The organism is Pseudomonas sp. D5(2026) (genome assembly GCF_057766845.1).
This window is the reverse complement of the sequence record NZ_CM173421.1, coordinates 3782474-3805236: the sequence shown is the minus strand read 5'-3', so window position 1 is coordinate 3805236 and position 22763 is coordinate 3782474. Positions and strand designations below refer to the sequence as shown.

At 61.0% G+C, this 22763-nt stretch carries 25 protein-coding genes and 3 pseudogenes; 16 read left to right on the top strand and 12 right to left on the bottom strand.

From position 1 onward, the window contains the following. Positions 1 to 27: 27 nt before the first annotated feature. Positions 28 to 744 (bottom strand): glycerophosphodiester phosphodiesterase, encoded by a 717-nt coding sequence (locus AC3B5Q_RS17655; RefSeq protein WP_021785417.1) that lies wholly within the window; start codon positions 742 to 744, stop codon positions 28 to 30. Between the two features lie 31 nt (positions 745 to 775). Further along, positions 776 to 1360, bottom strand: a complete 585-nt coding sequence (locus tag AC3B5Q_RS17650) for a PilZ domain-containing protein (RefSeq protein ID WP_021785416.1) — start codon at positions 1358 to 1360, stop codon at positions 776 to 778. 93 nt (positions 1361 to 1453) lie between these two features. Between AC3B5Q_RS17650 and AC3B5Q_RS17645 the strand changes: the two genes are divergently transcribed. The 3 genes from AC3B5Q_RS17645 to AC3B5Q_RS17635 are packed head-to-tail and all read left to right on the top strand — an operon-like array spanning position 1454 to position 4697. Continuing rightward, a complete protein-coding gene (locus AC3B5Q_RS17645) occupies positions 1454 to 2704 on the top strand; it encodes a lipoprotein-releasing ABC transporter permease subunit (RefSeq protein ID WP_021785415.1) in 1251 nt (416 codons plus the stop codon). A gap of 7 nt (positions 2705 to 2711) precedes the next feature. Further along, a complete protein-coding gene (lolD, locus tag AC3B5Q_RS17640; RefSeq protein ID WP_172402812.1) occupies positions 2712 to 3395 on the top strand; it encodes a lipoprotein-releasing ABC transporter ATP-binding protein LolD in 684 nt (227 codons plus the stop codon). Positions 3396 to 3455: 60 nt separating this feature from the next. After that, complete coding sequence (locus tag AC3B5Q_RS17635; RefSeq protein WP_021785413.1) at positions 3456 to 4697, top strand: lipoprotein-releasing ABC transporter permease subunit; 1242 nt, start codon at positions 3456 to 3458, stop codon at positions 4695 to 4697. 39 nt (positions 4698 to 4736) lie between these two features. On the opposite strand, the gene cinS is transcribed toward AC3B5Q_RS17635, so the two are convergent. Together cinS and cinR are read right to left on the bottom strand one after the other, a co-directional pair. Beyond that, entirely contained in the window at positions 4737 to 6089 is a 1353-nt protein-coding gene (gene cinS, locus AC3B5Q_RS17630) for a two-component system sensor histidine kinase CinS (RefSeq protein WP_103443941.1), read from the bottom strand. Further along, complete coding sequence (cinR, locus tag AC3B5Q_RS17625) at positions 6086 to 6766, bottom strand: two-component system response regulator CinR (protein WP_103443942.1); 681 nt, start codon at positions 6764 to 6766, stop codon at positions 6086 to 6088. The genes cinS and cinR overlap by 4 nt, the downstream gene beginning before the upstream one ends. Before the next feature lie 202 nt (positions 6767 to 6968). Between cinR and AC3B5Q_RS17620 the strand changes: the two genes are divergently transcribed. After that, on the top strand, positions 6969 to 7496 hold the full coding sequence (locus tag AC3B5Q_RS17620; RefSeq protein WP_028697570.1) for a cupredoxin domain-containing protein: 528 nt from the start codon (positions 6969 to 6971) through the stop codon (positions 7494 to 7496). 68 nt (positions 7497 to 7564) lie between these two features. Continuing rightward, positions 7565 to 8395, top strand: coding sequence for an NADPH-dependent 7-cyano-7-deazaguanine reductase QueF (queF, locus tag AC3B5Q_RS17615; protein WP_488392692.1), 831 nt, complete (start codon positions 7565 to 7567; stop codon positions 8393 to 8395). Positions 8396 to 8426: 31 nt separating this feature from the next. Here queF and AC3B5Q_RS17610 read toward each other — a convergent pair whose 3' ends face one another. Both AC3B5Q_RS17610 and pcrP read right to left on the bottom strand, forming a co-directional pair. Further along, a complete protein-coding gene (locus tag AC3B5Q_RS17610) occupies positions 8427 to 8690 on the bottom strand; it encodes a DUF4404 family protein (RefSeq protein WP_003248815.1) in 264 nt (87 codons plus the stop codon). A gap of 122 nt (positions 8691 to 8812) precedes the next feature. After that, complete coding sequence (gene pcrP, locus AC3B5Q_RS17605; RefSeq protein WP_053870451.1) at positions 8813 to 9376, bottom strand: HAD superfamily inactivated hydrolase PcrP; 564 nt, start codon at positions 9374 to 9376, stop codon at positions 8813 to 8815. Positions 9377 to 9577: 201 nt separating this feature from the next. On the opposite strand from pcrP, the gene AC3B5Q_RS17600 reads away from it, so the two are divergent. Further along, positions 9578 to 10285 (top strand): MlaA family lipoprotein, encoded by a 708-nt coding sequence (locus AC3B5Q_RS17600; protein ID WP_021785408.1) that lies wholly within the window; start codon positions 9578 to 9580, stop codon positions 10283 to 10285. A 34-nt stretch (positions 10286 to 10319) separates the two neighbouring features. Here AC3B5Q_RS17600 and AC3B5Q_RS17595 read toward each other — a convergent pair whose 3' ends face one another. Then, positions 10320 to 10619 carry a PilZ domain-containing protein gene (locus AC3B5Q_RS17595; protein WP_021785407.1) on the bottom strand — a complete coding sequence of 100 codons (300 nt, stop codon included), beginning with the start codon at positions 10617 to 10619 and terminating at the stop codon, positions 10320 to 10322. Positions 10620 to 10890: 271 nt separating this feature from the next. On the opposite strand from AC3B5Q_RS17595, the gene rssB reads away from it, so the two are divergent. Together rssB and rssC are read left to right on the top strand one after the other, a co-directional pair. Beyond that, positions 10891 to 12075, top strand: a complete 1185-nt coding sequence (gene rssB / locus AC3B5Q_RS17590; protein WP_021785406.1) for a two-component system response regulator RssB — start codon at positions 10891 to 10893, stop codon at positions 12073 to 12075. Next, the gene (rssC, locus tag AC3B5Q_RS17585) at positions 12072 to 12554 is read left to right on the top strand and encodes an anti-sigma factor antagonist RssC (RefSeq protein ID WP_021785405.1); all 483 of its coding nucleotides are present in this window, start codon (positions 12072 to 12074) and stop codon (positions 12552 to 12554) included. The genes rssB and rssC overlap by 4 nt, the downstream gene beginning before the upstream one ends. A gap of 75 nt (positions 12555 to 12629) precedes the next feature. Here the strand turns inward: rssC and AC3B5Q_RS17580 are convergent, their stop codons facing one another. The 3 genes from AC3B5Q_RS17580 to dusA form a co-directional block, all read right to left on the bottom strand. Beyond that, the gene (locus AC3B5Q_RS17580) at positions 12630 to 14480 is read right to left on the bottom strand and encodes an alkaline phosphatase D family protein (RefSeq protein WP_103469271.1); all 1851 of its coding nucleotides are present in this window, start codon (positions 14478 to 14480) and stop codon (positions 12630 to 12632) included. A gap of 179 nt (positions 14481 to 14659) precedes the next feature. After that, a complete protein-coding gene (gene tal, locus AC3B5Q_RS17575; RefSeq protein ID WP_021785403.1) occupies positions 14660 to 15586 on the bottom strand; it encodes a transaldolase in 927 nt (308 codons plus the stop codon). A gap of 156 nt (positions 15587 to 15742) precedes the next feature. After that, positions 15743 to 16753 carry a tRNA dihydrouridine(20/20a) synthase DusA gene (gene dusA, locus AC3B5Q_RS17570; protein ID WP_101196186.1) on the bottom strand — a complete coding sequence of 337 codons (1011 nt, stop codon included), beginning with the start codon at positions 16751 to 16753 and terminating at the stop codon, positions 15743 to 15745. 94 nt (positions 16754 to 16847) lie between these two features. On the opposite strand from dusA, the pseudogene AC3B5Q_RS17565 reads away from it, so the two are divergent. Beyond that, a pseudogene (locus AC3B5Q_RS17565) lies at positions 16848 to 17125 on the top strand (site-specific integrase); the annotation flags it as partial. Between the two features lie 247 nt (positions 17126 to 17372). Here AC3B5Q_RS17565 and AC3B5Q_RS17560 read toward each other — a convergent pair. Then, positions 17373 to 18284 carry a LysR substrate-binding domain-containing protein gene (locus tag AC3B5Q_RS17560; protein ID WP_274118792.1) on the bottom strand — a complete coding sequence of 304 codons (912 nt, stop codon included), beginning with the start codon at positions 18282 to 18284 and terminating at the stop codon, positions 17373 to 17375. A 134-nt stretch (positions 18285 to 18418) separates the two neighbouring features. On the opposite strand from AC3B5Q_RS17560, the gene AC3B5Q_RS17555 reads away from it, so the two are divergent. The 5 genes and pseudogenes from AC3B5Q_RS17555 (at position 18419) to AC3B5Q_RS17535 (ending at position 20803) form a co-directional block, all read left to right on the top strand. Next, positions 18419 to 18718 carry a hypothetical protein gene (locus AC3B5Q_RS17555; RefSeq protein ID WP_028697575.1) on the top strand — a complete coding sequence of 100 codons (300 nt, stop codon included), beginning with the start codon at positions 18419 to 18421 and terminating at the stop codon, positions 18716 to 18718. A 28-nt stretch (positions 18719 to 18746) separates the two neighbouring features. Then, entirely contained in the window at positions 18747 to 19355 is a 609-nt protein-coding gene (locus tag AC3B5Q_RS17550) for a glutathione S-transferase (protein WP_021785393.1), read from the top strand. A 76-nt stretch (positions 19356 to 19431) separates the two neighbouring features. Then, positions 19432 to 20061, top strand: coding sequence for a glutathione S-transferase family protein (locus tag AC3B5Q_RS17545; protein WP_103469269.1), 630 nt, complete (start codon positions 19432 to 19434; stop codon positions 20059 to 20061). A gap of 85 nt (positions 20062 to 20146) precedes the next feature. Beyond that, a pseudogene (locus AC3B5Q_RS17540) lies at positions 20147 to 20272 on the top strand (site-specific integrase); the annotation flags it as partial. 222 nt (positions 20273 to 20494) lie between these two features. Next, positions 20495 to 20803: a chorismate mutase gene (locus AC3B5Q_RS17535; RefSeq protein WP_103462723.1), complete on the top strand. Its 309-nt coding sequence runs from the start codon at positions 20495 to 20497 to the stop codon at positions 20801 to 20803. A gap of 45 nt (positions 20804 to 20848) precedes the next feature. Here AC3B5Q_RS17535 and AC3B5Q_RS17530 read toward each other — a convergent pair whose 3' ends face one another. Next, a complete protein-coding gene (locus AC3B5Q_RS17530) occupies positions 20849 to 21466 on the bottom strand; it encodes a LysE family translocator (protein ID WP_103469267.1) in 618 nt (205 codons plus the stop codon). Between the two features lie 174 nt (positions 21467 to 21640). Here AC3B5Q_RS17530 and AC3B5Q_RS17525 point away from each other — a divergent pair. Together AC3B5Q_RS17525 and AC3B5Q_RS17520 are read left to right on the top strand one after the other, a co-directional pair. Continuing rightward, positions 21641 to 21757: pseudogene (locus AC3B5Q_RS17525) on the top strand (IS5/IS1182 family transposase); the annotation flags it as partial. A 184-nt stretch (positions 21758 to 21941) separates the two neighbouring features. After that, positions 21942 to 22379 (top strand): hypothetical protein, encoded by a 438-nt coding sequence (locus AC3B5Q_RS17520; RefSeq protein WP_488392691.1) that lies wholly within the window; start codon positions 21942 to 21944, stop codon positions 22377 to 22379. Positions 22380 to 22763: the final 384 nt, after the last annotated feature.

Here is a 22763-nt window from a genome sequence, read left to right as displayed (position 1 = left end):
AGCCGGTCGGAGAGACCGATTTCAACCCTACCCGAGGGTGGTCTTGGCCAAACCGGGAAAGTCTGTAATCAGGCTGTCCACACCAAAGTCAGCCAGCCGGCGCATCAGTGCCGGCTCGTTGACCGTCCACACCGACACATGCAAACCCTGGCCCTGTGCTTTGAGCAGGCGCTCGGGGGTGCACAGTGTCCAGTTCAATGCCAGCAGCTCGCAGCCATAGTTATGTGCCACCTTCAGCGGGTCGAGCCAGGCGTATTCGGCCACCAGCCCGCGTTTCACGTCCGGCACCAGTTCCAGGGCGGCGCCCAGTACCTCGCGTGAACTGGAGGTGATGGTCACCTTGTCCAGCAAGCCATATTGCTGGGCCAGTTCACGGATCGCCAGGACAGTGGTGGCCGCGCGGGTGCGCGAGGCGCTTTTCACTTCCAGCTGCCAGTGCTCGAACGGGCATTTTTCGAACAGCTCTTCCAGTTTCGGGATCGGGCAGGGCTGCACATGGCCCGGGCCGCCTTTGCGGGCATCGATCTTGACCAGGTCGGCGGCCGGGTGCTCGACCACTTTGCCGCGACGGCCAGTGGTGCGCTTGAGGGTGGCGTCGTGGATGACCATCAGTTCGTTGTCGGCTGACAGGTGCAGGTCCAGCTCGCAGCGGGTCACGCCATGGGACAGGCATTGCTGAAAGCTTTTCAGGGTGTTCTCGGGTGCTTCGCCCTTGGCGCCGCGATGGCCGTAGATCAGGGTCACGTTCGTTCCTTCAAATCAGGGGGAAATTGGCTCAGGAGGCAGGGTCGTTCAGTTCCAGCTGCTGGCGCCGTTGCTGTTGCTGGCGCTGCAGGATGTAACGGGCCAGCAGTTGTCGTTGGGCGTCGGTCATGTCGATGAACTCGGTGCCGACCTCGAAGCCGCCTTCCGGGCGAGGGTCGCAATGGCTGACCTTGCCGCGCAGCAGCAGGCCATGGGCACGCGGCATCAGCACCATTTTCACCTTCACTCGTGTACCCGGGTCAATCCGTGTGGCTTGGACGGATTCGATGCCGCCTTCGGAAATGACCACCGGTACTGGCTCGCCGACCTCGCCAAGCAGGGTTTGCGCAACCACCGCACTAAGCAAGTCGAGGCGCTTGTTCTGTGCCCGCAGGAAGGCGGCGAGCGTGCGGTCCTTGTCGCTGAGCTGGCGCAACAGGTGTTGCGACTCGAAGTCGGACAGGTGCAGTTCGCTGAGCAGGTTGAACAGCGGTGAATCATCTTGCAACACATCTGGCTCGAGGGCTTCGGCCGCGCTAAGGGGGTTTATTTGAAGTGCGATCCGATCTTCGATGCGGTAGTATTCGCGGCGATCTTCTTCGTCTAATGTCGTCATGGCGAACCCAAGGTAGCGGCGGTGGTCCGAGTGTAAAGCCGCCGTAGGCGCCTCGCCACAAGGACGTTCCCTTTCATCCGAACAAGCCCCGACATGTTCAGACCTCTTTTCGCATTCATCGGCACGCGTTATACCCGTGCCAAACGTCGCAATCACTTCGTCTCGTTCATTTCCCTGACCTCGATGATCGGCCTCGCCCTGGGCGTGGTGGTGATGATCGTGGTGCTGTCGGTGATGAACGGTTTCGATCACGAGATGCGCACCCGCGTGTTGGGCATGATTCCCCATGCCACGCTGGAGAGCGGCCAACCCATTGCCGACTGGCAGGCCCTTGCCCAACAAGTAAAGCAGAATCCGCAGGTGGTAGCGGTTGCGCCGTTCACCCAGATGCAGGGCCTGCTGACCCATGATGGCAAGGTGCAGAAGGTGCTGCTCAACGGCATCGACCCCGCTCGCGAGCGCGAGGTGTCAATCATTGACAACTTCGTCCTGCAAGGCCGCCTGGACCAGTTGGCGCCGGGCGAGTGGGGCATCATGATCGGCGACAAGGCAGCGGCCAAGCTGGGCGTTGCCATCGGCGACAAGCTCACCTTCGTCGCCCCCGAGGTCAGCGTGACCCCTGCCGGCATGTTCCCGCGCATGAAGCGCTTTACCGTGGTTGGCACTTTCCACGTTGGCGCGGGCGAGATCGACGGCTACCTGGGCCTGACCAACATCAGCGACCTGTCCCGCCTGCACCGCTGGAAGCCCGACCAGGTCCAGGGCCTGCGCCTGAAGTTCGACGACCTGTTCCAGGCGCCGCGCGTAGCCTGGAGCATCGCCCAGCAGCTGGGCGACCAGGAATTCTATAGCCGTGACTGGACCCGTACCCACGGCAACCTGTACCAGGCGATCCGTATGGAAAAGGCCATGATCGGCCTGCTGTTGCTGCTGATCGTGGCGGTGGCAGCGTTCAACATCATTTCCACCCTGGTGATGGTGGTCAACGACAAGCGCGGCGACATCGCCATCCTGCGCACCCTGGGCGCCACGCCCGGGCAGATCATGCTCATCTTCATGGTCCAGGGCACGGTGATCGGGGTGATCGGTACCCTGATCGGCGCCGTGGTCGGGATCTTCGCGGCGCTGAACGTGAGCGCCGCGATCGCCGGCATCGAGAAACTGATCGGGCACAAGTTCCTCAACGCCGACGTGTACTTCATCGATTACCTGCCGTCGCAGATCCTGGCCCAGGACGTGTACATGGTCTGCGGTGCGGCACTGGTCCTGAGTTTCTTCGCCACCCTGTATCCGGCCTGGCGTGCGGCCCGCACCCAGCCTGCAGAGGCGCTACGTTATGAGTGAGTCGCGCATGAGTGATAAAGCCGTTCTGAGTTGCCGCAACCTGGGCAAGTCCTACGACGAGGGCCCGGAGTCGGTGCAGGTGCTGTCCGGGCTCAACCTGGAGCTGCAAGCCGGTGAGCGGGTCGCCATCGTCGGCAGTTCCGGCTCAGGCAAGAGTACCTTGCTCAACCTGCTGGGCGGCCTCGACCGGCCGACCCAGGGCAGCGTATGGCTGGCGGGCGAAGAGCTGTCGGCACTGGGCGAGCGTGCCCGTGGCCTGCTGCGCAACCGTGAGTTGGGCTTTGTCTACCAGTTTCACCACCTGCTGCCGGAATTCACCGCCATCGAGAACGTGTGCATGCCGCTGCTGATCGGCCGAACGCCCATCCCCGAGGCCCGGGAGCGTGCCGAGGCGCTGCTCAAGCGGGTAGGCCTGGGCCACCGCTTGAACCACAAGCCGGCCGAGCTGTCCGGCGGTGAGCGCCAGCGCGTGGCGATTGCCCGGGCGCTGGTCAACCGCCCCGGCCTGGTGATGCTCGACGAGCCGACCGGCAACCTCGACCACCATACCGCCCAAGGCATCCAGGAGCTGATGCAGGAGCTGTCCGGTGCCTCGCGCACGGCATTCCTGGTGGTCACCCACGACCTCAACCTGGCGCGGCAGATGGACCGCGTGTTGAAGCTCGACGATGGCCACCTGGTGGCAATCTGATCGACTGTCGGGGTGGCAAGTGCTGCCCCGTTTTCCTGTTTTCATTGGGTGATTTCGTACATGTTCAGACCCTTGCCCATCTTTATCGGTGCGCGCTACACCCGAGCCAAGCGTCGCAACCACTTCATTTCGTTCATCTCGATGACTTCGATGATCGGCCTGTCGCTGGGCGTGCTGGCGATGATCGTGGTGCTGTCGGTGATGAACGGCTTCCAGCGCGAAATGAGCTCGCGCATTCTCGGCCTGGTGCCGCATGCCGCCATCCTGGGTGTGCAGCCGCTGGACGATTGGCACAAGGTGGCCGACGCAGCCACGAAGAATCCGGCGGTGATGGCTGTGGCGCCGATTACCGAGATGGAAGGCATGCTGTCATACAAGGGCGCCATGCAGCCGATCCAGGTGGGGGGTATCGACCCGGCCGAGGAGGGCAAGGTTTCCATCGTTGGCCAGCACATTGTCCAGGGCCGCCTGCAGGACTTGCAGCCAGGTGAGTTTGGCGTGGTCATCGGCGAGCTGACCGCACGGCGCTTCCGCCTGAACACCGGCGACAAGCTGACCTTGATCGTGCCGGAAATCAGCAAGGAACCGGGTGGCATCACCCCGCGCATGCAGCGCCTCACCGTGGTCGGCATCTTCAAGGTCGGCGCCGAGCTGGATGGCTCGCAGGCCTATATCCATGTCGCTGATGCTGCCGAGATGCAACGCTGGGCGCCGGGCCAGGTGCAAGGTGTGCGCCTGAAGCTGCACGACCTGTATGCCGCTCCGCAGGTGTCCAAGGCGATTGCCGCCGGGCTTGGCGACGCCTACCGCGCCGATGACTGGTCGCATACCCAGGGCAGCCTGTTCAGCGCCATGAAGATGGAAAAGACCATGATCGGTCTGCTGCTGATGATGATCATCGCGGTGGCGGCGTTCAATATCATCGCCACCCTGGTGATGGTGGTGAACGACAAGGGGCCGGACATTGCCATCCTGCGTACCTTGGGCGCCACGCCGGCGCAGATCATGGGCACGTTCATGGTCCAGGGCAGCCTGATCGGCATTGTCGGCACGCTGATTGGTGGCGTATTGGGCGTGATTGCGGCGTTCAATGTCAGCCAGATTGTCGGTTGGCTGGAGCGGGTTAGCGGGCAGCACATCTTCACGTCGGATGTGTATTTCGTCAGCAGCTTGCCGTCGCAATTACAGTGGGGGGATGTGGCGATCATCTGCACCGCCGGCCTGGTGATGAGTTTCCTGGCGACCATTTACCCGGCCTACCGGGCGTCGCAGGTGCAGCCGGCGATTGGCCTGGCGGTTTGATGTTTGCCTGAGATCCTGGGGGCGTCAAGCGCCCCAGGGTTACCGAGCTTGAGTGAAGTCGATCACGAATCGGGTCCACCCACCGTCGCACTCCGCCCGTATGCATCCGCCATGGGCCTGCACGATCGACCGGGTAATCGCCAGGCCCAGCCCCGCATGCTCGCTGCAGCCTTCCCGCCGAGCCGGGTCCACCCGGTAAAACCGGTCGAACAGCCGTGGTAGCGCCGTCGGGTCGATAGCCAGCCCGGTATTGGCCACGTTGATCGTCGGTCCCGGCCCCAGGGTCACCTTTATCTGTCCTCCTGCCGGGGTGAAGCGCATGGCGTTGTCCAGCAGGTTGGACAGCGCCCGGCGCAGCATGTGCTGGTCACCCAGCAGCACGGCTTCACCCTCGCGCAGCATCTGCACGTCGCTGTCTTCGGCCAGTGGCGCGTAGTATTCCAGCAGCGCATCCACCTCGTCATGCAGCGCCAAAGGCGCGTGCCCCGGTACCAGCAGGCCGTGGTCGGCCTTGGCCAGAAACAGCATGTCGTTGATCATCTGCGCCATCCATTGCAGCTCTTCCAGATTGCCATGCAGCGCCTCGCGGTATTCTTCGAGGCTGCGTGGGCGGGTGAGGGTGACCTGGGTGTGGGTCAGCAGGTTGGACAGCGGCGTACGTAACTCGTGGGCGATATCGGCCGAAAACGCTGACAGGCGCTGGAAGGCATCGTCCAGGCGCTGCAGCATCGCGTTCATGCTGCTGGCCAGCTCGGCCAGTTCTTCGGGCATCTGCGCCACCGGCAGACGGGTGGTGAGGGAGCGCGCTGACACGCTGGCGGCCACCTGGCCCATCTGCCGCAATGGGCGCAGGCCGCTGCGGGCGGCCCAGGCACCCAGTAGTGCGGTGGTTAGCGCCGACAGGCCGACCGTCAGCCAGATCAGCCGTTGCATGCCTTGGAGGAAGTGCTGATGGTGGGTGATGTCGAGGTACAGGGTCAGTTGCGGCGACTGCATGGTGCCCGGCGTCAGGGGTACGGACAGGCTGCGGTAGTCGATGCCTTGTGTATGCAGGGTGGTCAGCCCGGTGTTCAGTGCTGCTTGCGGCAGCCCGCTGCGGCTTTCGAACCAGGTGGCGCCATTGCTGGCGCTGATACGCAGGGCCAGGTCGGCCTGGTGGCTCAGTTCATCGTGCAGGGCAGGCAGGCGAGCCAGAAGCTCATCAGCCGTGCTGACGCCAGCCAGTTGCGTACGGAACAATGACAGGCGCGAGTCCAGCAGTTGTTGGTCGAGCTCGATGAAGTGCTGCGCGCTGGCCCGGCTGAATAACAGGCCGGCGCCCAGCGAGACGGTGGCGGTGCAGGCGGCGAACAGCAGGGCCAGGCGGCTGCCGAGGGAAATCCGGCGCATCACTCGGTGCGCTCTTCAAGTACGTAACCCATGCCGCGTACGGTGTGGATCAGCTTGTTGGGGTACGGGTCGTCGATCTTCAGGCGCAGGCGGCGGATGGCCACTTCGATCACGTTGGTGTCGCTGTCGAAGTTCATGTCCCACACTTGCGAGGCGATCAGCGATTTTGGCAGCACCTCGCCCTGGCGGCGCAGCAGCAGTTCAAGGAGTGAAAACTCCTTGGCGGTCAGGTCGATGCGCTGCCCGGCGCGCTCGGCGCGGCGGCGAATCAGGTCCAGGCGCAGGTCGGCCAGGCTCAAGGTAGTGTCCTGGCTCGGGCTGGTGCCACGGCGCAGCAGGCTGCGTACCCGGGCCAGCAGTTCGGAAAAGGCGAATGGCTTGACCAGATAATCGTCGGCGCCCAGTTCCAGACCATGCACGCGATCCTCGACGGCGTCGCGGGCGGTCAGGAACAGCACCGGCGTATCCAGGCCAGCCTGGCGCACGGCCTGAAGGATCTGCCAGCCGTCGCGGCCGGGCAGCATCACGTCGAGGATCAGCAGGTCGTGGTCGCCGGTCAGGGCGAGGAACTGGCCGGTTTCGCCATCGGTAGCCAACTCGGTGGCAAAGCCGGCCTCGCTCAGGCCTTGGCTCAGGTACTGGCCGGTGCGGGCCTGGTCTTCGACGATCAGCAGTTTCATGCACTGTCCATAATCTGAAAGTTAGCGTAGCCAATGGGCGTTGTTTTACCCTGCTAGCACAGGGGCAATGTGATGGCTGAAATGATACGTGACGATGTGCCCGCTCGCCCAAGCTGACAAAGTTGTAATGTGCCTGTCAGGTAGCTGCCAGTCGCCCCCGGCTAATGTGGCTTCATCCCGATTGTGTAACCCCGGAGTCATCATGAAACACCTGTTCATTGCCGCCACCCTTGCTTTGGGCAGCTTGCCGGCTTTTGCTGGCCAGGCGCAGACCTTCGCCTTCGGCGAGCCTGCCCCGGCGGCCAAGGCCACCCGTACGGTCAACGTGGTGCTCAAGGACATCGCCTTCGAGCCAAAAAGCCTGCAGGTAAAAGCCGGCGAGACGGTGCGCTTCGTGCTGGTCAACGAGGGCAAGCTGCCTCACGAATTCAATCTGGGCGACAAGGCCATGCATGCCGAACACCAGAAGGAAATGGTCGCCATGCAAGGCAAGATGTTCACCGAGGCCATGAACCACGACGGCATGGATCACGGCAAGATGATGAACCACGGCCAAATGATGGGCCACGGTGACGGCCATGGTCACGGGGGTGGCAACACTGTGATGGTCATGCCCGGCCAGCGCGCCGAGCTGATCTGGACCTTCCGCCAATCGGCGCCCATCGAGTTTGCCTGTAACGTGCCGGGGCATTACCAGGCGGGTATGGTCGGGACATTGACCATTGAGTGACTGGCCCTGCAAGGTGGGGTGCAAAACCGGTAGACTAGAGGCAATTTCGAACCTCTAGGTCAGTTTCCATGCATCCCGCTGCCGAACATTCCCCGCTGGGCAAGTCCAGCGAATACATCGCCACCTACTCCCCGGAACAGCTGTTCCCGATCCCGCGTACTGCCAAGTGGGCCGAGCTGGGCGTTACTGCACAGACCTTGCCTTGGCAGGGGGTGGATTACTGGAACTGCTTCGAGCTGAGCTGGCTGCTGCCTTCGGGCAAGCCGGTGGTGGCGATCGGCGAGTTCGCCATCCCGGCGGATTCGCCAAACATCATTGAGTCCAAGTCATTCAAGCTGTACCTCAACTCGCTGAACCAGACGGTGTTCGCCTCGCTGGGCGAGTTGCAGGCATGCCTGCAAAAAGACCTGTCCGCCGCTGCCGGCAAGCCGGTGGGGGTGAAGGTTCGCACGTTGGCCGAGGTTGAAGCCCAGGATGTGGTGGCTTTACCGGGGCAGTGCATCGATGCACTGGACGTGGCCATCAGCAACTACGAGCAGCCGCAGCCAGAACTGTTGCGCTGCAACCCGGAGCGGGTGGTGGAAGAAACCCTGCACAGCCATCTGCTGAAGTCCAACTGCCCGGTCACCGGCCAGCCGGATTGGGGCAGCGTGGTGGTCGAGTACAAGGGCAGGGCGCTGGACCACGCCAGCCTGCTGACCTATCTGATCAGCTTCCGCCAGCATGCCGACTTCCATGAGCAGTGTGTGGAACGGATTTACCTGGACTTGAAGAATCTGCTGCAGCCGGAGCACCTGACGGTCTATGCGCGCTATGTGCGCCGCGGTGGGCTGGACATTAACCCGTACCGCAGCACCGGGGCGATCAGCCCGGATAACAAGCGCCTGGTTCGGCAGTAATACAGGGGGCCGCTTTGCGGCCCCCGCTATTTCAGATCCCCATGCTGTGCAGCGAGTTGGCTATGCTGCGCAGGGTGGCTGTGAGGTCGGGGTGGTCGGCCTCGAAGCGTTCGATCGCAAGGTTCACGCCGTCCACCAGGTTGTTGTCTGGCGTGGCTTCCTCAAGTTTCAGTTGCGCTTCGATCTGACGCGCCTCTTCGTGCAGGGCGGCCAGCTCTTCTTCCGAAAGCGGTACGTTGCGGTCCAGTTGCTCGCGCAAGCTGTTCAGGCGCTCTTGCAATTCGCGGGCAGGCATTGGCTATTCTCCATCAATGGCTTGGCAAGCCATGGACCTCGGCGACGTGGCAAAGGTTCTGGCCTGCCTTCAGGGTAATCTACCTGCTGCCGATTTGCATGATCCGCGTCAAGGGTGCTGTATCAGGGTTTTTCACCCTTGCGTCGGCGCTGGGCGATGTCCTGCAGGCAGGTGTCCAGCGCTTCCAGATGGTCGATCACCGAGTGCACGCCAAGGCTGAACAGCGCCAGCGTCGCCTTGCTGCGCGCCAGGTCCTGCTCTTGCGGGCTCATGGCTTGCCATTGCGCAGAAGTGCGGTCGCATAGCGGGCTGCAGGCGGCCAGGCCTACCGTCCACAGGCCGGCGTTAAGGCCAGACTGCAGCAGGCGTGGGTCGCCGCTGACCAATACGCAGCCATCCAGGCGTTCGCTATCCAGCGCCATCAGTGCCTGCCAGCAAGCGTTTGGCGCTGGCCAGTGCACACCATTGACTGAATGCCCTGGCAGCCAGTCGGGTAGTACATGGGCCAGGTGCTCGCTTTGCGTGGTATTGAGGTCATCCAGCCAGATGCACGGCACTTGGCGCTGACGCAGGCTGGCAAGGGTGGCCAGGGCGCCGGGGGCGGGTGAGGGAGCGCCATTGGCGGCCTGCACCAGGCAGCCGCGCAAGCCGAACAGTACAGCAGTGAAGGCGGGCGCAGTGTCCATGGCAACTTCCCCCAAATGGTTCGAAGGCTATGCGTTGATTGTTACCGTCCTGTGACAACGGCCTCTGTGCAACAGTTGTTCACAAAATATTGAGCAAAAATGTGTAAGGCTGTTTATCAGCCCGCAAGTCTCTATACTGCCGCCTTGATAGCAGCGCGAACTGTTGCGCTTGCGGCCGAGAAATTCGATGGAGAAACACCTATGCGTAGGATCGGTGCCAGTGTGATCGAACGAGTCACCCAGGCCTGTGTCTGCGCCAGCATGCTGCTGGCGCCCGTGGCTGCCACTCAGGCCGCCACCGAGGAAGATCCCTGGGAAGCGGTCAACCGCCCGATCTTCCGCTTCAACGATACCCTCGACACCTATGCCCTCAAACCATTGGCCAAGGGCTACCAGGCGGTCACTCCACAGTTCCTCGAAGATGGCATCCACAACATCTTTCGCAACCTGGGTGACGTGACCAACCTGGCCAACGACTTGCTGCAGCTCAAGCCGCATGCGGCAGGCGTGGATACGGCGCGGTTGATCGTCAACACCACCTTCGGCCTGGGTGGCTTCTTCGATGTGGGTACCAAGATGGGCCTGCAGCGCAATGACGAAGACTTTGGCCAGACCTTGGGCTACTGGGGTGTGCCGAGCGGGCCGTATGTGGTCATCCCGCTGCTGGGCCCAAGCACCGTGCGTGACGGCGTGGCCAAGTATCCGGACACCTACACCAAACCCTATCGCTACATCGACCACGTGCCTACGCGCAACTCGATCTTCGCGCTGGACGTGATCGACACCCGCGCCAGCCTGCTCTCGGCCGAAAAGCTGATTCAGGGTGACAAGTACATCTTCATTCGTAACGCCTACCTGCAGAACCGCGAGTTCAAGGTGAAGGATGGCGAGGTCGAAGACGACTTCTGATCTGTGAACCTGGGGCCGCAATGCGGCCCCTTGTTCAATGCATGGCCAGAATCCGCAGCCCGAACTTCTGCTGCCCGCCCGGCTGGTCGGCAATCCACACCACTTCGGTGCTGGCGTGCAATCCCTTCAGTGCCGGATGGTCGGAGTCGATCCGCACCTCTATGCGATCACCCACCAAAAAATGCTGCGGCGCCTGTACCTGCATGCCGCCGCTGGACAGGTCCAGGCACACCGCCGCAATCACCTGGCCTTCGTGCAAAAGGCTGATCTCGGTGTCGATGCGCATACGAATGAAGTCGCGTTTCTCGCTGTGGCTGGAGGGCGTGTGAGGCATGCTGCATCCTTCCCGTCGGGTTGCGCTGGTCGACTTTCTTATAACTCCCGGTGATTTGCCCTGTAAAGAGCAGCGAGGTCGACCCCTGCATGCTTGAAACCCCTGCCGGATGGGAGTACCGTCTGCGCCTTACAAGGTACCTCTGAACAGTTGCCGGGCAGGTGTTCTTGTCCTACAACTCAAGTAGAGTGTGACCATAAAGAATTCCCGTAGCTGGCCGTCTGCCTTGCCGACACCGCTGCACCAACCTAAATCGGCGCCGTTCGCCCACATGCAGAAAACCAGTGCAACGCTGCTGATCATCGATGACGACGACGTGGTCCGTGCTAGCCTCGCCGCCTACCTTGAAGACAGTGGTTTCAGCGTCCTCCAGGCCGGTAATGGCCAGCAGGGGCTTCAGGTCTTCGAAGAACACCAGCCCGACCTCGTGATCTGCGATCTGCGCATGCCGCAGATGGGCGGCCTCGAACTGATCCGTCAGGTCAGCGAGCGTGCGCCGCAGTTGCCGGTGATCGTGGTGTCCGGTGCCGGCGTCATGAGTGATGCGGTGGAAGCGTTGCGCCTGGGCGCCGCCGACTACCTCATCAAGCCGCTGGAAGACCTGGCCGTACTCGAGCATTCGGTGCGCCGCGCCCTCGACCGCTCGCGCCTTGTGCTGGAAAACCAGCGCTACCGCGACAAGCTCGAAGCCGCCAACCGCGAACTGGAGGCCAGCCTGCACCTGCTGCAGGAGGACCAGACCGCCGGTCGCCAGGTGCAGATGAACATGTTGCCGGAAAGCCCCTGGGTAGCCGGCGAGTTTGCTTTCGAGCATCAGATCATCCCGTCGCTGTATCTGTCGGGTGACTTTGCCGATTACTTCCGCGTGGACGAACGGCGTATCGCCTTCTACCTCGCCGATGTTTCCGGGCACGGTGCATCATCAGCGTTCGTCACCGTCCTGCTGAAGTTCATGACCACGCGGCTGTTGTTCGAATTCAAACGTGGCGGCAAGATGCGCGAGTTCAAACCTTCGCAGGTGCTTAGCCATATCAACCGTGGGTTGATCAACTGCAAGCTGGGCAAGCATGTGACGATGGTGGGCGGGGTGATTGACGAAGACACCGGCCTGCTGACCTACGCCGTTGGCGGCCATCTACCGCTGCCGGTGCTGTACACCCCCGAGCACACCCGCTACCTGGAAGGCCGTGGCCTGCCGGTAGGGCTGTTCGATGAGGCCACCTACCAGGACCTGGTGGTGGAACTGCCCCCGCAGTTCAGCCTCAGCCTGATGTCCGATGGCATTCTGGACCTTTTGCCGGGTGATACGCTCAAAGATAAAGAAGCCGCCTTGCCGGAGATCGTCAAGGCAGCAGGTGGCAGTCTGGATGGGCTGCGTCAACGATTTGGATTGGCTACGCTTGGGGAGATGCCGGATGATATCGCCCTATTGGTGTTGAGCAGGAACCTTCAATGAGTACCGGTAGAATTCAGTTCGCCGAGCAGAGCGGTACCTTCGTACTGAAATTCGTTGGTGAAGTGCGCCTGACCCTGTGTTCGGCGCTGGATGCGACGATCGAGAAGATTTTCACTGCGCTGAACTTCTCGGCGATTGTCATCGACCTGACTGAAACCGAGAGTATCGACAGCACCACGCTGGGCCTTCTGGCAAAGCTGTCGATCCTGTCGCGGCAGAAGGTGGGTCTGCTGCCGACTGTGGTGACTACCAATCCAGACATTTCACGGTTATTGCAGTCGATGGGCTTCGATCAGGTGTTCAACATCGTCGATCGGCCGATTCCCTGCCCCGAATGCCTGACCGACCTGCCGTCGCAGGACCAGAGTGAAGAGGTGGTGCGTTCCAAGGTGCTGGAGGCGCACAAGATCCTCATGGGCCTGAATGACTCCAACCGCGAAGCCTTCCATGATCTGGTCAATGCGCTGGAGCGGGGCTGATCTATAGCCTGTGCCGGCCCATCTGCGGGTTTGCCCGCGAAAGGGCCAGTAAAGGCAGCCGATTTTTCGCTTTATCTATTTTCTGCCAACGAACTCAGTCGCTTCATTCCCGCCTGCATCCAGCTGATACACCCGCGCCGGCCGCCCCTGTTCATCAAAGAACACCTGTCCCAGCCCCGCACCATTCCACAACCGTTCCCCCGCCTTGCTATGGTTCGGCGTGCGCGGCACCACTTCCATCTCCCGGCGCTTGGTAAACCAATTCAGTGGTGAACGCGGCGCGTACAACCAGCGGTTGAGCCGGTCGAGTACATCCAGCAAACGCCGAGGGAACTCGTTCTTGATCCCGCTACTGGTCACCTGCCACAAGTGCGGGCTGCGCTGGCGGTGGCGAATCAGCACCTCATACACGAACGAGTAATGCACATCCCCCGACAGCACCACGTAGTGCCCCGGTGTGCGCGAGTGGCGGAAGATATTGAGGATGACCTGTGCTGCACCGCGGTGGGCCATCCAGTTCTCGGCATCCACCAGCAGCGGGTAGCCCAGCCAGCTGAACACCTTCTGCACCGTTTCAATCAGCTTCACCCCGAAAATCGGCGCAGGTGACACGATAACCGCCGAGGGATGATCGAGCAGTGCTTGCTGCAATTCACTCAGCGCTTCCCAGTCCAGCAGGCCGGACGGCTTGGCCAGGTTGCTTTCGCTGCGCCAGCGCCGCGTACGGGTGTCCAGGACCAGCAGTGGTGGTTCTGTAGGCAGGCTGAACTGCCAACCCTGGAAGCGCAGCAGCTCGCCAATCAGCTCATCCTGGTTCTGGCGGGTCAGCACCTGGCACTGTTTGATCAGCGGATTGCAATCGTCCGGGTTGTTGCCCCAGGCCTGGCAGAGCAGGTAGCCGAGCAAGGCGTTGCCAATGATCCTTCGCGAAAATGGGTGGCCGTAGGCCGTTTCCTCCCACTGCGCCGAGAGGTTCCAGTCGTCGGTGATGTCGTGGTCGTCGAAGATCATCAGGCAGGGCAGGTGGGCCATCACCCGTGCCACCTGACCTAGATTGTCGGCAAACCCCTGAATCAGCGGCAGCTCATGCCGGTATCGGGCTTGATGCTCGTCGCTGAGCCCGCTGGGGATGCCCAGGTCCACCAGCTGCCAAGGCACCGGCGACCACACCAACAGGTACATGGCCATGACTTCGGCCAAGGTCACCAGATGGTTGTCGGCGTTGCTGGACGAGAAGATCGGCTTGCGCTTGCCGCCGAAAAAGCGCTCGCGCAGGGTGTCGTTGCGCTCCAGCGCCGGCAGCAGGTCGGCGCGGTGGTAGTAGCTGGCCGGGTGCTGGTACAGCGCCTGGCTGTCGGCTACCACCGCACCCTCCAGTTGCTCGTCGAACAGGCCCAGGCGCGAGATCAGGCTATGAATGGCGCGCAACATGGGGCCAGCGACATCGTCGGCGTAAACCTGGTCGCCCGTCATCAATAGCACGGCGGGGCGGTCTTCGGGCCTCTTGCACGCCTGCAGCAGGCGGTCGGCGCACAGCAGGCCATCGGCCGCAGGGTGGTGCGGCTTGCGGCAGGAGCCGTGCAGCAAGTGGTCGAGGCGCTCACGCAGCACCAGGCTCGGGCGTGGGTTGCCGGGGTAGAGCAGGTGTGGGGCCCAGTCGGCGATACCCTGGCCGTTGATCAGCAGGTCGTAGTCGAGCAGCTGGTTGCAGGGCAGGGGGCTGGCGAATTGGATGTCCAGCAGGTGAACGTAGGCATGCCGGCCAATCGGCACCACCTGGCAATCGACTTGGGCCTCGCTTGCCAGGCAGACGAACTCGGGCTGCAGCGGTTGGGTAGTGACCAGCCAGACGGCCAGACGCTGGGGTTCCAGGCGGCGCAGTACCGGGCCGGCGAGAACGAGGGGCAACGGGTTAGGGGAGGTCATCGACAGCTCGGGTGGCTATGGCGGCCTGTTCGCGGGCAAGCCCGCCCTCACCTCGATCGGTGTAGGAGCGGGCTTGCCCGCGAACAGGCCCGAGAATTCAATACACAACTAAGGCGTGGCAAACAAAACGGGCGGAAAATACTGAGCTCTTCCCGCCCGTCGGGCAAACCCGAACTGTATCAGGCCTTTTCAGCCATCAACTTCTCCAGCTTTTCCTGGTCCCGCGCAAACTGGCGGATACCTTCGGCCAGTTTCTCGGTGCCCATGGCGTCTTCGTTCATCGCCCAGCGGAACTGGCTTTCGTTCAGGTGCTGCTTGGCTTCACCGGCGTTGCCCGGTTTCAGCACCTGCGGCAACTCACCTTGGTCATCACTGAGCTGCTGCAGCAGCTCGGGGCTGATGGTCAGGCGGTCGCAGCCGGCCAGTTGTTCGATCTGGCCGATATTGCGGAAGCTGGCACCCATGACCACGGTGTTGTAACCATTGGCCTTGTAGTAGTTGTAGATGCGCGTGACCGACTGCACGCCCGGGTCCTCGGCGCCCACGTATTCCTGGCCGGTGCTCTTCTTGTACCAGTCGTAGATACGGCCCACGAACGGCGAAATCAAAAACACCCCGGCATCGGCGCAAGCCTGGGCCTGGGCGAAGGAGAACAGCAGGGTCAGGTTGGTCTGGATGCCTTCTTTCTCCAGCTTCTCGGCGGCGCGAATGCCTTCCCAGGTGGAGGCCAGCTTGATCAGCACACGCTCTTTTGGCACTCCGGCCGCCTCGTACAGCGCAATCAGCTGACGAGCCTTGTTCAGCAGCGCTGGCTCATCGAACGACAGGCGTGCATCCACCTCGGTGGAGATACGCCCCGGGATGACCTTGAGAATGCCCGAGCCCACGGCCACCGCAAACTTGTCGCAGGCCAGGTCGACATCACCCTTGGCGTCGGCCTTCACCTGTTTCAGCAGGTCGGCGTAGCCCGGGATGGCAGCAGCCTTTAACAGCAGCGACGGGTTGGTGGTGGCATCGACCGGCTTCAGGCGGGTGATGGCGTCCAGGTCCCCGGTGTCGGCGACCACGGTGGTGAACTGCTTGAGTTGTTCCAGCTTGGAGGTCATGGGCGTGCTCTGTCCTGTGCATTTACTCGACATTACCCGAGCCCCGGCAGCCGCTCAAGGGCCGCCGAAACCCTGCGGACCCGCTGGTCCGCACAGGGCTGTAGGAAAGGTGAAGATTCGAGTCGCAAGCAAGCCCGAGGTTCCCTCCCTCTGAGGTCATCGCCCCTGCAACAACTCCACGGCCTGGTCAAACACCGCCAAGGGTTCAGCCGCCTTGTGAATGTCAGCCGACAGCAGCTGGCGGAAGCGCCGCGCCCCTTTGAATCCTTGGGCCAGCCCCAGAATATGCCGGGTAACGTGGTGCATCGCACCGCCGCTTTCCATATGCGCCACGATGTAAGGCCGCAGTTGCGCCAATGCCTCGCTACGGCTGACCACCGGCGCATCGCTGCCAAACAGTTGCTGGTCCACCTCGGCCAGCAGATAAGGGTTGTGATACGCCTCGCGCCCCAGCATCACGCCATCGAAGGTTTCAAGGTGTGCCTGGCATTCGTCCAGGGTCTTGATCCCGCCGTTGAGCACGATCTCCAGGTCCGGGAAGTCCCTCTTCAACTGCGCTGCGATGTCATAGCGCAGCGGCGGGATCTCGCGGTTCTCTTTCGGCGACAGCCCTTCCAGAATCGCGATGCGTGCATGCACGGTAAAACTCCGGCAGCCGGCCTCACGCACCTGGCCGACGAAGTCGCTCAGTTCGGCGTAGCTGTCACGGCCGTTGATACCAATGCGGTGCTTCACCGTGACAGGCGTCGATACGGCATCACGCATGGCCTTCACGCAGTCGGCCACCAGCGCCGGGTGAGCCATCAGGCACGCGCCGATCATGTTGTTCTGCACCCGGTCGCTTGGGCAGCCAACGTTGAGGTTGACCTCATCGTAGCCCGCTTCTTCAGCCAGGCGCGCACATGCGGCCAGGTCGGCCGGCACACTGCCGCCCAGTTGCAGGGCCAACGGGTGCTCAGAGGCATCGTGGCGCAGGAAACGGTGGGCGTCGTTGTGCAGCAGGGCACCGGTGGTGACCATTTCGGTGTAGAGCAGGGTTTGCCGGGAGAGCAGGCGCAGGAAGAACCGGCAATGTCTGTCTGTCCAGTCCATCATCGGTGCAACGCTGAAGCGGCGTGACGGCTCAGGGCACGTGGTTTGTGGCTTTGAAGCTAATTCTAGGGGCATTCTGGTCTACGCATTTATGTACCACTTTTCGGGTTTTTTGGTGAGACAGTGGTGCGATGTAGCACCGCCATTCACGCTTGTACCCCCGGAAATCATGGTAACAATCAGAGCAAGGAAAAAGGCCGATGGAACGGTCAGCTATACCGTCCAGATCCGCCTCAAGAAAAAGGTGTCCTAGTCTACCAAGAAGCCCAGACGTTCGCCCGTAAGCAGGCAGCGCAGGCTTGGGCGAAGCGACGAGAGACAGAGTTGGCAGGGCATGGTGCCATCGAGCGGGCCAACCGTGGAGGGCACGCAATCAAGGACATGATTGATCGCTACCTGGTGGGAGCCGAGAAAGCCCGGCCGCTGGGTAAGACGAAGCGGCAGACCCGCCTGGTTTGTACGACGCGATACCGAGCCATGCGCCAAGACGTTCGCGCGCAAAATCCTCAGGAACAATTGGCCCGAAAAAACGTAGGAGCGAGCGCCAGCTCGCGATGCGCCGCGCGGGCGGCGCTCGGTCTGATAACCACCAAAAACCTCATGACGAACACCTTAAGGCCCCCACCGAACCCAATGCCATGACCGTCCGCTCCGGGTCGGTTAGCAGCCCCTTGGCAAGGGCAACAATCGGCCATCATCGGACCGTCTTGCTGCCATGATCCAGTTCGTTCAGATATACAGCGACCTCATGTGTCAGCCAACTTGAGAACACCTGCTGCTTTGTTTCTGAACGCTCGCGGTTGGGTAATACCAGCCAATACGGGTAGGGATAGGGAGCGATCACGGGGGAGAGTTGCACCAACTCCCCTCGTTGGATCGCGTCGTGCACAAGGCTGCGGCGCTCCAGGGCGATCCCCTGGCCCAAGCGCACGGCTTGAAGCACCAGGTTGGAGTCGTTGCTGCACAGGCCGATGCGTGGGACTTCCCTATCCAGCCCGGCCGCTTGACACCACGGTTGCCATGATTCCATGTTGAAAACAATGTTGCTGCTGATGATCTCTTCAGGGGTCTGTGGCAGCACCCCGCCGTTGAAGTGCGGAGCGGCAACCACCAACGTCTCGTCATGAAAGAGCAGATGCTGCTCCACCCCGTCCCAGTCGCCCTTGCCCATGCGGATCCCTACGTCGACAGATTCCCGCGTCAGGTCCGATAGCGCCAGATTGGCCTGTAGCCGGACGCTGATATGCGGCTGTAATTGCTGGAAACGTGGCAAGCGGGGCAACAACCAGCTGAATCCGAACGAAGGGAGAACGGCGACCACCAGTTCCGTTGACTTGGGTTGCGTCTTGATCAGTCGCGTGGCTTCGGCGATTCCGCCCAAGCATTCGCGGATCTGCAAGGCATACAGTCGTCCGTCCTCACTGACCCGCAGACCCCGTCCCTCACGGACGAACAGGGTGACGCCGATCATCTCTTCCAACACCTTGATCTGCTGGCTGATGGCCGAATGGGTGACATGCAGTTCCTTGGCGGCTGCGGTGACGCTCCCCAGCCTTGCAACCGATTCGAAGCAGCGTAGGCAGGTGATAGGAGGAATATTCGACATGTAAGTATTTCTTACAAATAGTGGAAAAAAAAACTGATTTATAAGTGGCAAGGCTCTCATTAATGTAAGTGACGGTAAAGTCTTCGACTGGCAAGAGGAATGGAGCCATAGACGGTGCGTGGGGAGCACGGCAAATGACAACGGGTAATCCTGACTGTGAAGACCACCAGTGGTTGCAGATTTCATTGACCAGTGCGCAATGGGTTTCGGTGCGGTTTACTCACGACATCTACACGCGTGCGGTGAGCGGCAAGCATTGGATCAGCGCGGACGGTGTCGACTTCGCGATTGGCCCCGGCGAGCGCGTGAAATTGTCTGTCGGGCTAGCGCTGATTGATGGGGAAGGTCTTCTGCAACTGGAGCCAGTCAGGGCACAGAAGCAGCACCCGGCGTATCCGTTCCCCTGCTGTTCAAATGCCAGACAACGGCATTAGAGATCAACATCAATCAAGGAAACTATCGATGAAACTCATTGGGATGCTGGATTCACCTTACGTTCGCCGGGTAGCTATATCCCTGGACCTTCTAGGCATCGAGTTCGAACATGCCCCACTGTCGGTGTTCAGCACATTCGAAGAGTTTTCGAGGATCAATCCGGTGGTCAAAGCGCCGACTCTGCTGCTCGATGACGGCTCCGTACTGATGGACTCGACGCTGATCATCGATTATTTCGAGACCCTCAGCTCACCCGGGAGCAAGCTATTGCCAAGTCAACCGCAGGCGCTGGCCAGAGCTTTGAGTACATTGGGGCTGGCGCTGGCGGCATGCGAGAAGACCGTCCAGATCGTCTATGAACACAATCTTCGACCGGCGGAAAAGCTTCATCAGCCCTGGGTCGAACGCGTCACCCGGCAGTTGCTGGCGGCGTGCGCGGAGTTGGACAAACAATTGGCGGCACAAGCGTCGCACGGGGTGCGCCCAGACCAGGTTGAGGTCACTTGTGCGGTGGCCTGGTCGTTCATGCAGTTGATGCTGCCCGATGTAGTCAAGGCCAGCGATTTCCCGGCCATCAATGCCCATGCGGCCCGCCTGGAACAGACCGATCTGTTCAAGCGTTATCCGATTGCCTGAGCCCTGGCGGAACGGGCCGGGCTCAACCGCGCCGATTGCCCCTCCCGCCACTGATTGGTTTTTGCGAGCCGTATCCATGTACACACTTTATTTCGCGCCGACGGCCAATGGTCACAAGATCCTGATCATGCTAGAGGCGCTTGGCGTGCCTTACCGGATCCGTCGGATAAACCTGGCGCAGGGTGAACAACACCAGCCGGACTTCGCCCGCCTGACAATCCACCGAAAGATCCCGTTGTTGGTCGATCACGATCAGGCGCTGATCCTGCCCGAGTCCGGAGCTATCCTTCAATATCTGGCGGAAAAGCACTTGCGATTCCTACCGTGCGTAGGGCCTGAGCGCTATGCGGTGCTCCACTGGCTGGCCTGGCAAATCAGCAGCCTGGGGCCGATGGCCGGGCAGAACTATCACTTCATTCATCAAGAGGCCGAAGGCAACGAGTACGCAAGATCGCGCTATCAGGAACAAACCGTCCATTTGTTCAGCACAGTGGAAAAGGCTTTGGCCGGACGCGATTTCATTGCTCGGATGTACTCGATTGCCGACATGGCCATCTATCCCTGGCTGCGCATCCACGCTCAATTGCAGGTGGATATCCAGACATTGCCCAATGTGGCCGGTTATCTGAAGCGAATGGCGGCCCGTGAAGAAGTGCTGACCGCCTATGCCAAGGGGGCAAGGTCAACATCGACGCTCCCGGGATGATGCACCGGGAGTCTCCCTGAAATAGCCCAGACCGGACAAATAGCCGGAATGGCCTCCGCCAATCATGCTCGTACCACCGGGAATCATGGCAACGATCAGAGCAAGGAAAAAGGCCGATTGGACGTTTATCTATCCCGTCCAGATCCACCTCAAGAAAAAGGATGTCCTGGTCTACCAAGAGCCCCAAACCTTCGCCCGCCAGCAGGCTGCTTGAGCCTGTGCGAAAGATGGTTCGTGTGGAGGATCTGCATTTTCGCGATCTGCGCCACGCAGGCGTGAGTTGGTTATTCGAAATGGATTGGAATATCCCTGCGGCGTTACACCCTCTGAGGCGCGTTAAGCAGACCTGGCATAGCAGCTACACTGCACGACCCGATCACCCACGACAGCCTGCTTCAATCCAGCGCAGGCTCATGAAAAGGAAGTCAAGCAAATGGATGTACCTTGCACCTCTCTGGACGAAGTCCGTCAACGGATTGATGAAATCGACCGCAGCCTCGTTTCGCTTCTCGCCAAACGTGGAAGGCTCGTAACGCAAGCAGCAGGCTTCAAGAAAACCACCGATGATGTGCGTGCGCCTGCCCGGGTCGAGCAAGTGATCAAGAAGGTTCGTGAGATGGCTGACGAAACCGGTGCCTCGGCTGAGGTGGTGGAGCAGGTCTATCGGGCGATGATTTCGGCCTTCATCTCTGAGGAACTGAACACCCATGCGAAGCTGGCCGACGAGGCTTCTGCATCGTGATGAAGTGCGGGGCTCATATGCAGCTCCGCCGCCTTTTCCTGCTTGCTATCTCTGGCTCAACGCCGCAATCGAAACGCCAGACGCGACGAAGGTGAGGCCTGCGCCCACGTTCAGCCCATTCACCAGCCGTGGCCGCCGATACAGGTAGCGAGACAGCCCCGTGGCGAAAATGCCCATCAAGGCAAACCCCAATGCAGTGAGTGCAGCGAACCACAGGCCGTAAACCATCATCTGCACACTGACCGACCCGCGTGCGGGGTCGACGAATTGGGGAATGAACGCCAGCACGAACAAACCTGGCTTGGGGTTGAGCGCAGCCGACAGCAGACCGGTCAGAAAAATGCTGGACAGAGATTGCCTGGACGCCGGCTGAAAGCTTATCAGGCTACGAGCGCGCAGAACCTTGATCCCTAGCCAGAGCAGATAGCCGGCACCAATGAGCTTGATCACCCAAAATGCGAGCACCGAGGTTTGCATCAGTAGGGTCAAGCCTAACGAAGCGGCTGCAACGTGAAACAGAATGCCTGCGCCTGACGCCATGCCGGATACAGCCGCTGCGACTTTACCCTGGCTGAGACCGCGACCAATGGCCAACAAGTTGTCAGGGCCCGGTGCCAGCACCAACAGCACGCAGGCGGCGGTATAGGCGAACCACACGCTCATGGGAAACACGGCTCTCTCCTTAAGCCTGATGAAGCATCCATCCTGACGGTGTGGTACGCCAATAGCAAGGCGGAACCTCAAGGGCTGTTAGCACTGGCGGGCTCGGCCCTGCTTGGTTGGCTGAGGATTCTCCGAACACGTCAGGACGGGGCAGACTACCTGTGCTGACATAGTCGTCCGCTCAAGCGCCAGTTCGGTTATGTGAAGACTCGCTTTCGTGGCTTGGCCAAGAACACTGCACAACTGACCACGTTGTTTGCGCTGTCGAACCTTTTGATTGGGCGCCGATAGTTATTGAACGCTGCGCTAGCGGCCGAAAAATGGACTGGCGCGGTCGAGATTTTGCTTACTACGCGCTCGGGAAAACGTGATCGGCGTTTCCCAGGCAGCCTGTCGGAATGCGAGAACTTTGGTGTCTGTGTCAGGTCCAACCTGCACTTTAGCTATCCACTCGCGTCTCCGGAGCCGAACAAAAATGAGAAAACCTTTGGTTGCTGTCTTTGCTTGTGCATTGGCACTCGGAATGACGGCATTCTTGCCCGCCGATATCTCCCCTATCAGTTCCGCTTATGCCAAGGGCGGCGGTGGCGGTGGTCATGGCGGTGGCGGCGGACATGGTGGTGGAAACGGCGCCGGACATGGCGGTGGCATGGGAGGGCATAGTGGAAGCGGGAAGGGCCTTGGAAGTGATCACGCTGGAAAGGCGGCACGCGATCATGGAGTAAGCGGCAATCATTATGGAGGCTCGCGCAACAGCGACAACGGTCATGGCACCACCACCTCGGGTGTCGCTCACTCCAAGGACACTCGCGGTTTGGCCAAGTCCACGGCCATCTCTCGAACGACGCCAGGCGATCATAATTCTAAAGGCCTCAGCAATGCTGTCGGGTCTTCTTCAAAAAATGATCGATGATTTGCCCGCATCCATGCAGTACCGGCTTTAGCGTGCACGTAAGCTCAGCGTAGGCCGGGCTAATTGAAAGGGTCACCCCCACACCCTGCGAGGGCTAAGCTTTCGCAGGGTGTTTTGTTTTGGAGATCATCACCACCAGCGAGTCAGCACGGGGTGGGATTGATCTCGGTAAACACAGTTTCCACCGGCATGGTCATGACCCGTTGGGCCAAGCGGTGTTTCGCAAGAAGGTAGACGGCACGATCAGGTGCACAGCCCAGATTCGCATCCGAAGTGCAGGGGCGCTTAGCTGGCGTAGCAAGTTTCTGATTGACCAGGCCTGCGTTTTGCTGCTGCGCTCGGTGTCGTAGCGACCATGCTTCAGGTCGTATCTGGATGCGCCTG

Excerpts from the sequence above, each read along its gene's own strand:
- queF (WP_488392692.1), top strand. The coding sequence starts at position 7,565 with ATGCATCCCGCTGCCGAACATTCCCCGCTGGGCAAGTCCAGCGAATAC.
- cinR (WP_103443942.1), bottom strand. The coding sequence starts at position 6,766 with ATGAAACTGCTGATCGTCGAAGACCAGGCCCGCACCGGCCAGTACCTG.
- AC3B5Q_RS17580 (WP_103469271.1), bottom strand. The coding sequence starts at position 14,480 with ATGACCTCCCCTAACCCGTTGCCCCTCGTTCTCGCCGGCCCGGTACTG.
- AC3B5Q_RS17600 (WP_021785408.1), top strand. The coding sequence starts at position 9,578 with ATGCGTAGGATCGGTGCCAGTGTGATCGAACGAGTCACCCAGGCCTGT.
- lolD (WP_172402812.1), top strand. The coding sequence starts at position 2,712 with ATGAGTGATAAAGCCGTTCTGAGTTGCCGCAACCTGGGCAAGTCCTAC.
- AC3B5Q_RS17550 (WP_021785393.1), top strand. The coding sequence starts at position 18,747 with ATGAAACTCATTGGGATGCTGGATTCACCTTACGTTCGCCGGGTAGCT.
- AC3B5Q_RS17560 (WP_274118792.1), bottom strand. The coding sequence starts at position 18,284 with ATGTCGAATATTCCTCCTATCACCTGCCTACGCTGCTTCGAATCGGTT.
- AC3B5Q_RS17610 (WP_003248815.1), bottom strand. The coding sequence starts at position 8,690 with ATGCCTGCCCGCGAATTGCAAGAGCGCCTGAACAGCTTGCGCGAGCAA.
- AC3B5Q_RS17555 (WP_028697575.1), top strand. The coding sequence starts at position 18,419 with ATGACAACGGGTAATCCTGACTGTGAAGACCACCAGTGGTTGCAGATT.
- rssB (WP_021785406.1), top strand. The coding sequence starts at position 10,891 with ATGCAGAAAACCAGTGCAACGCTGCTGATCATCGATGACGACGACGTG.
- AC3B5Q_RS17545 (WP_103469269.1), top strand. The coding sequence starts at position 19,432 with ATGTACACACTTTATTTCGCGCCGACGGCCAATGGTCACAAGATCCTG.
- rssC (WP_021785405.1), top strand. The coding sequence starts at position 12,072 with ATGAGTACCGGTAGAATTCAGTTCGCCGAGCAGAGCGGTACCTTCGTA.
- AC3B5Q_RS17520 (WP_488392691.1), top strand. The coding sequence starts at position 21,942 with ATGAGAAAACCTTTGGTTGCTGTCTTTGCTTGTGCATTGGCACTCGGA.
- AC3B5Q_RS17645 (WP_021785415.1), top strand. The coding sequence starts at position 1,454 with ATGTTCAGACCTCTTTTCGCATTCATCGGCACGCGTTATACCCGTGCC.
- AC3B5Q_RS17535 (WP_103462723.1), top strand. The coding sequence starts at position 20,495 with ATGGATGTACCTTGCACCTCTCTGGACGAAGTCCGTCAACGGATTGAT.
- AC3B5Q_RS17595 (WP_021785407.1), bottom strand. The coding sequence starts at position 10,619 with ATGCCTCACACGCCCTCCAGCCACAGCGAGAAACGCGACTTCATTCGT.
- AC3B5Q_RS17620 (WP_028697570.1), top strand. The coding sequence starts at position 6,969 with ATGAAACACCTGTTCATTGCCGCCACCCTTGCTTTGGGCAGCTTGCCG.
- tal (WP_021785403.1), bottom strand. The coding sequence starts at position 15,586 with ATGACCTCCAAGCTGGAACAACTCAAGCAGTTCACCACCGTGGTCGCC.
- pcrP (WP_053870451.1), bottom strand. The coding sequence starts at position 9,376 with ATGGACACTGCGCCCGCCTTCACTGCTGTACTGTTCGGCTTGCGCGGC.
- AC3B5Q_RS17650 (WP_021785416.1), bottom strand. The coding sequence starts at position 1,360 with ATGACGACATTAGACGAAGAAGATCGCCGCGAATACTACCGCATCGAA.
- AC3B5Q_RS17530 (WP_103469267.1), bottom strand. The coding sequence starts at position 21,466 with ATGAGCGTGTGGTTCGCCTATACCGCCGCCTGCGTGCTGTTGGTGCTG.
- AC3B5Q_RS17635 (WP_021785413.1), top strand. The coding sequence starts at position 3,456 with ATGTTCAGACCCTTGCCCATCTTTATCGGTGCGCGCTACACCCGAGCC.
- dusA (WP_101196186.1), bottom strand. The coding sequence starts at position 16,753 with ATGCCCCTAGAATTAGCTTCAAAGCCACAAACCACGTGCCCTGAGCCG.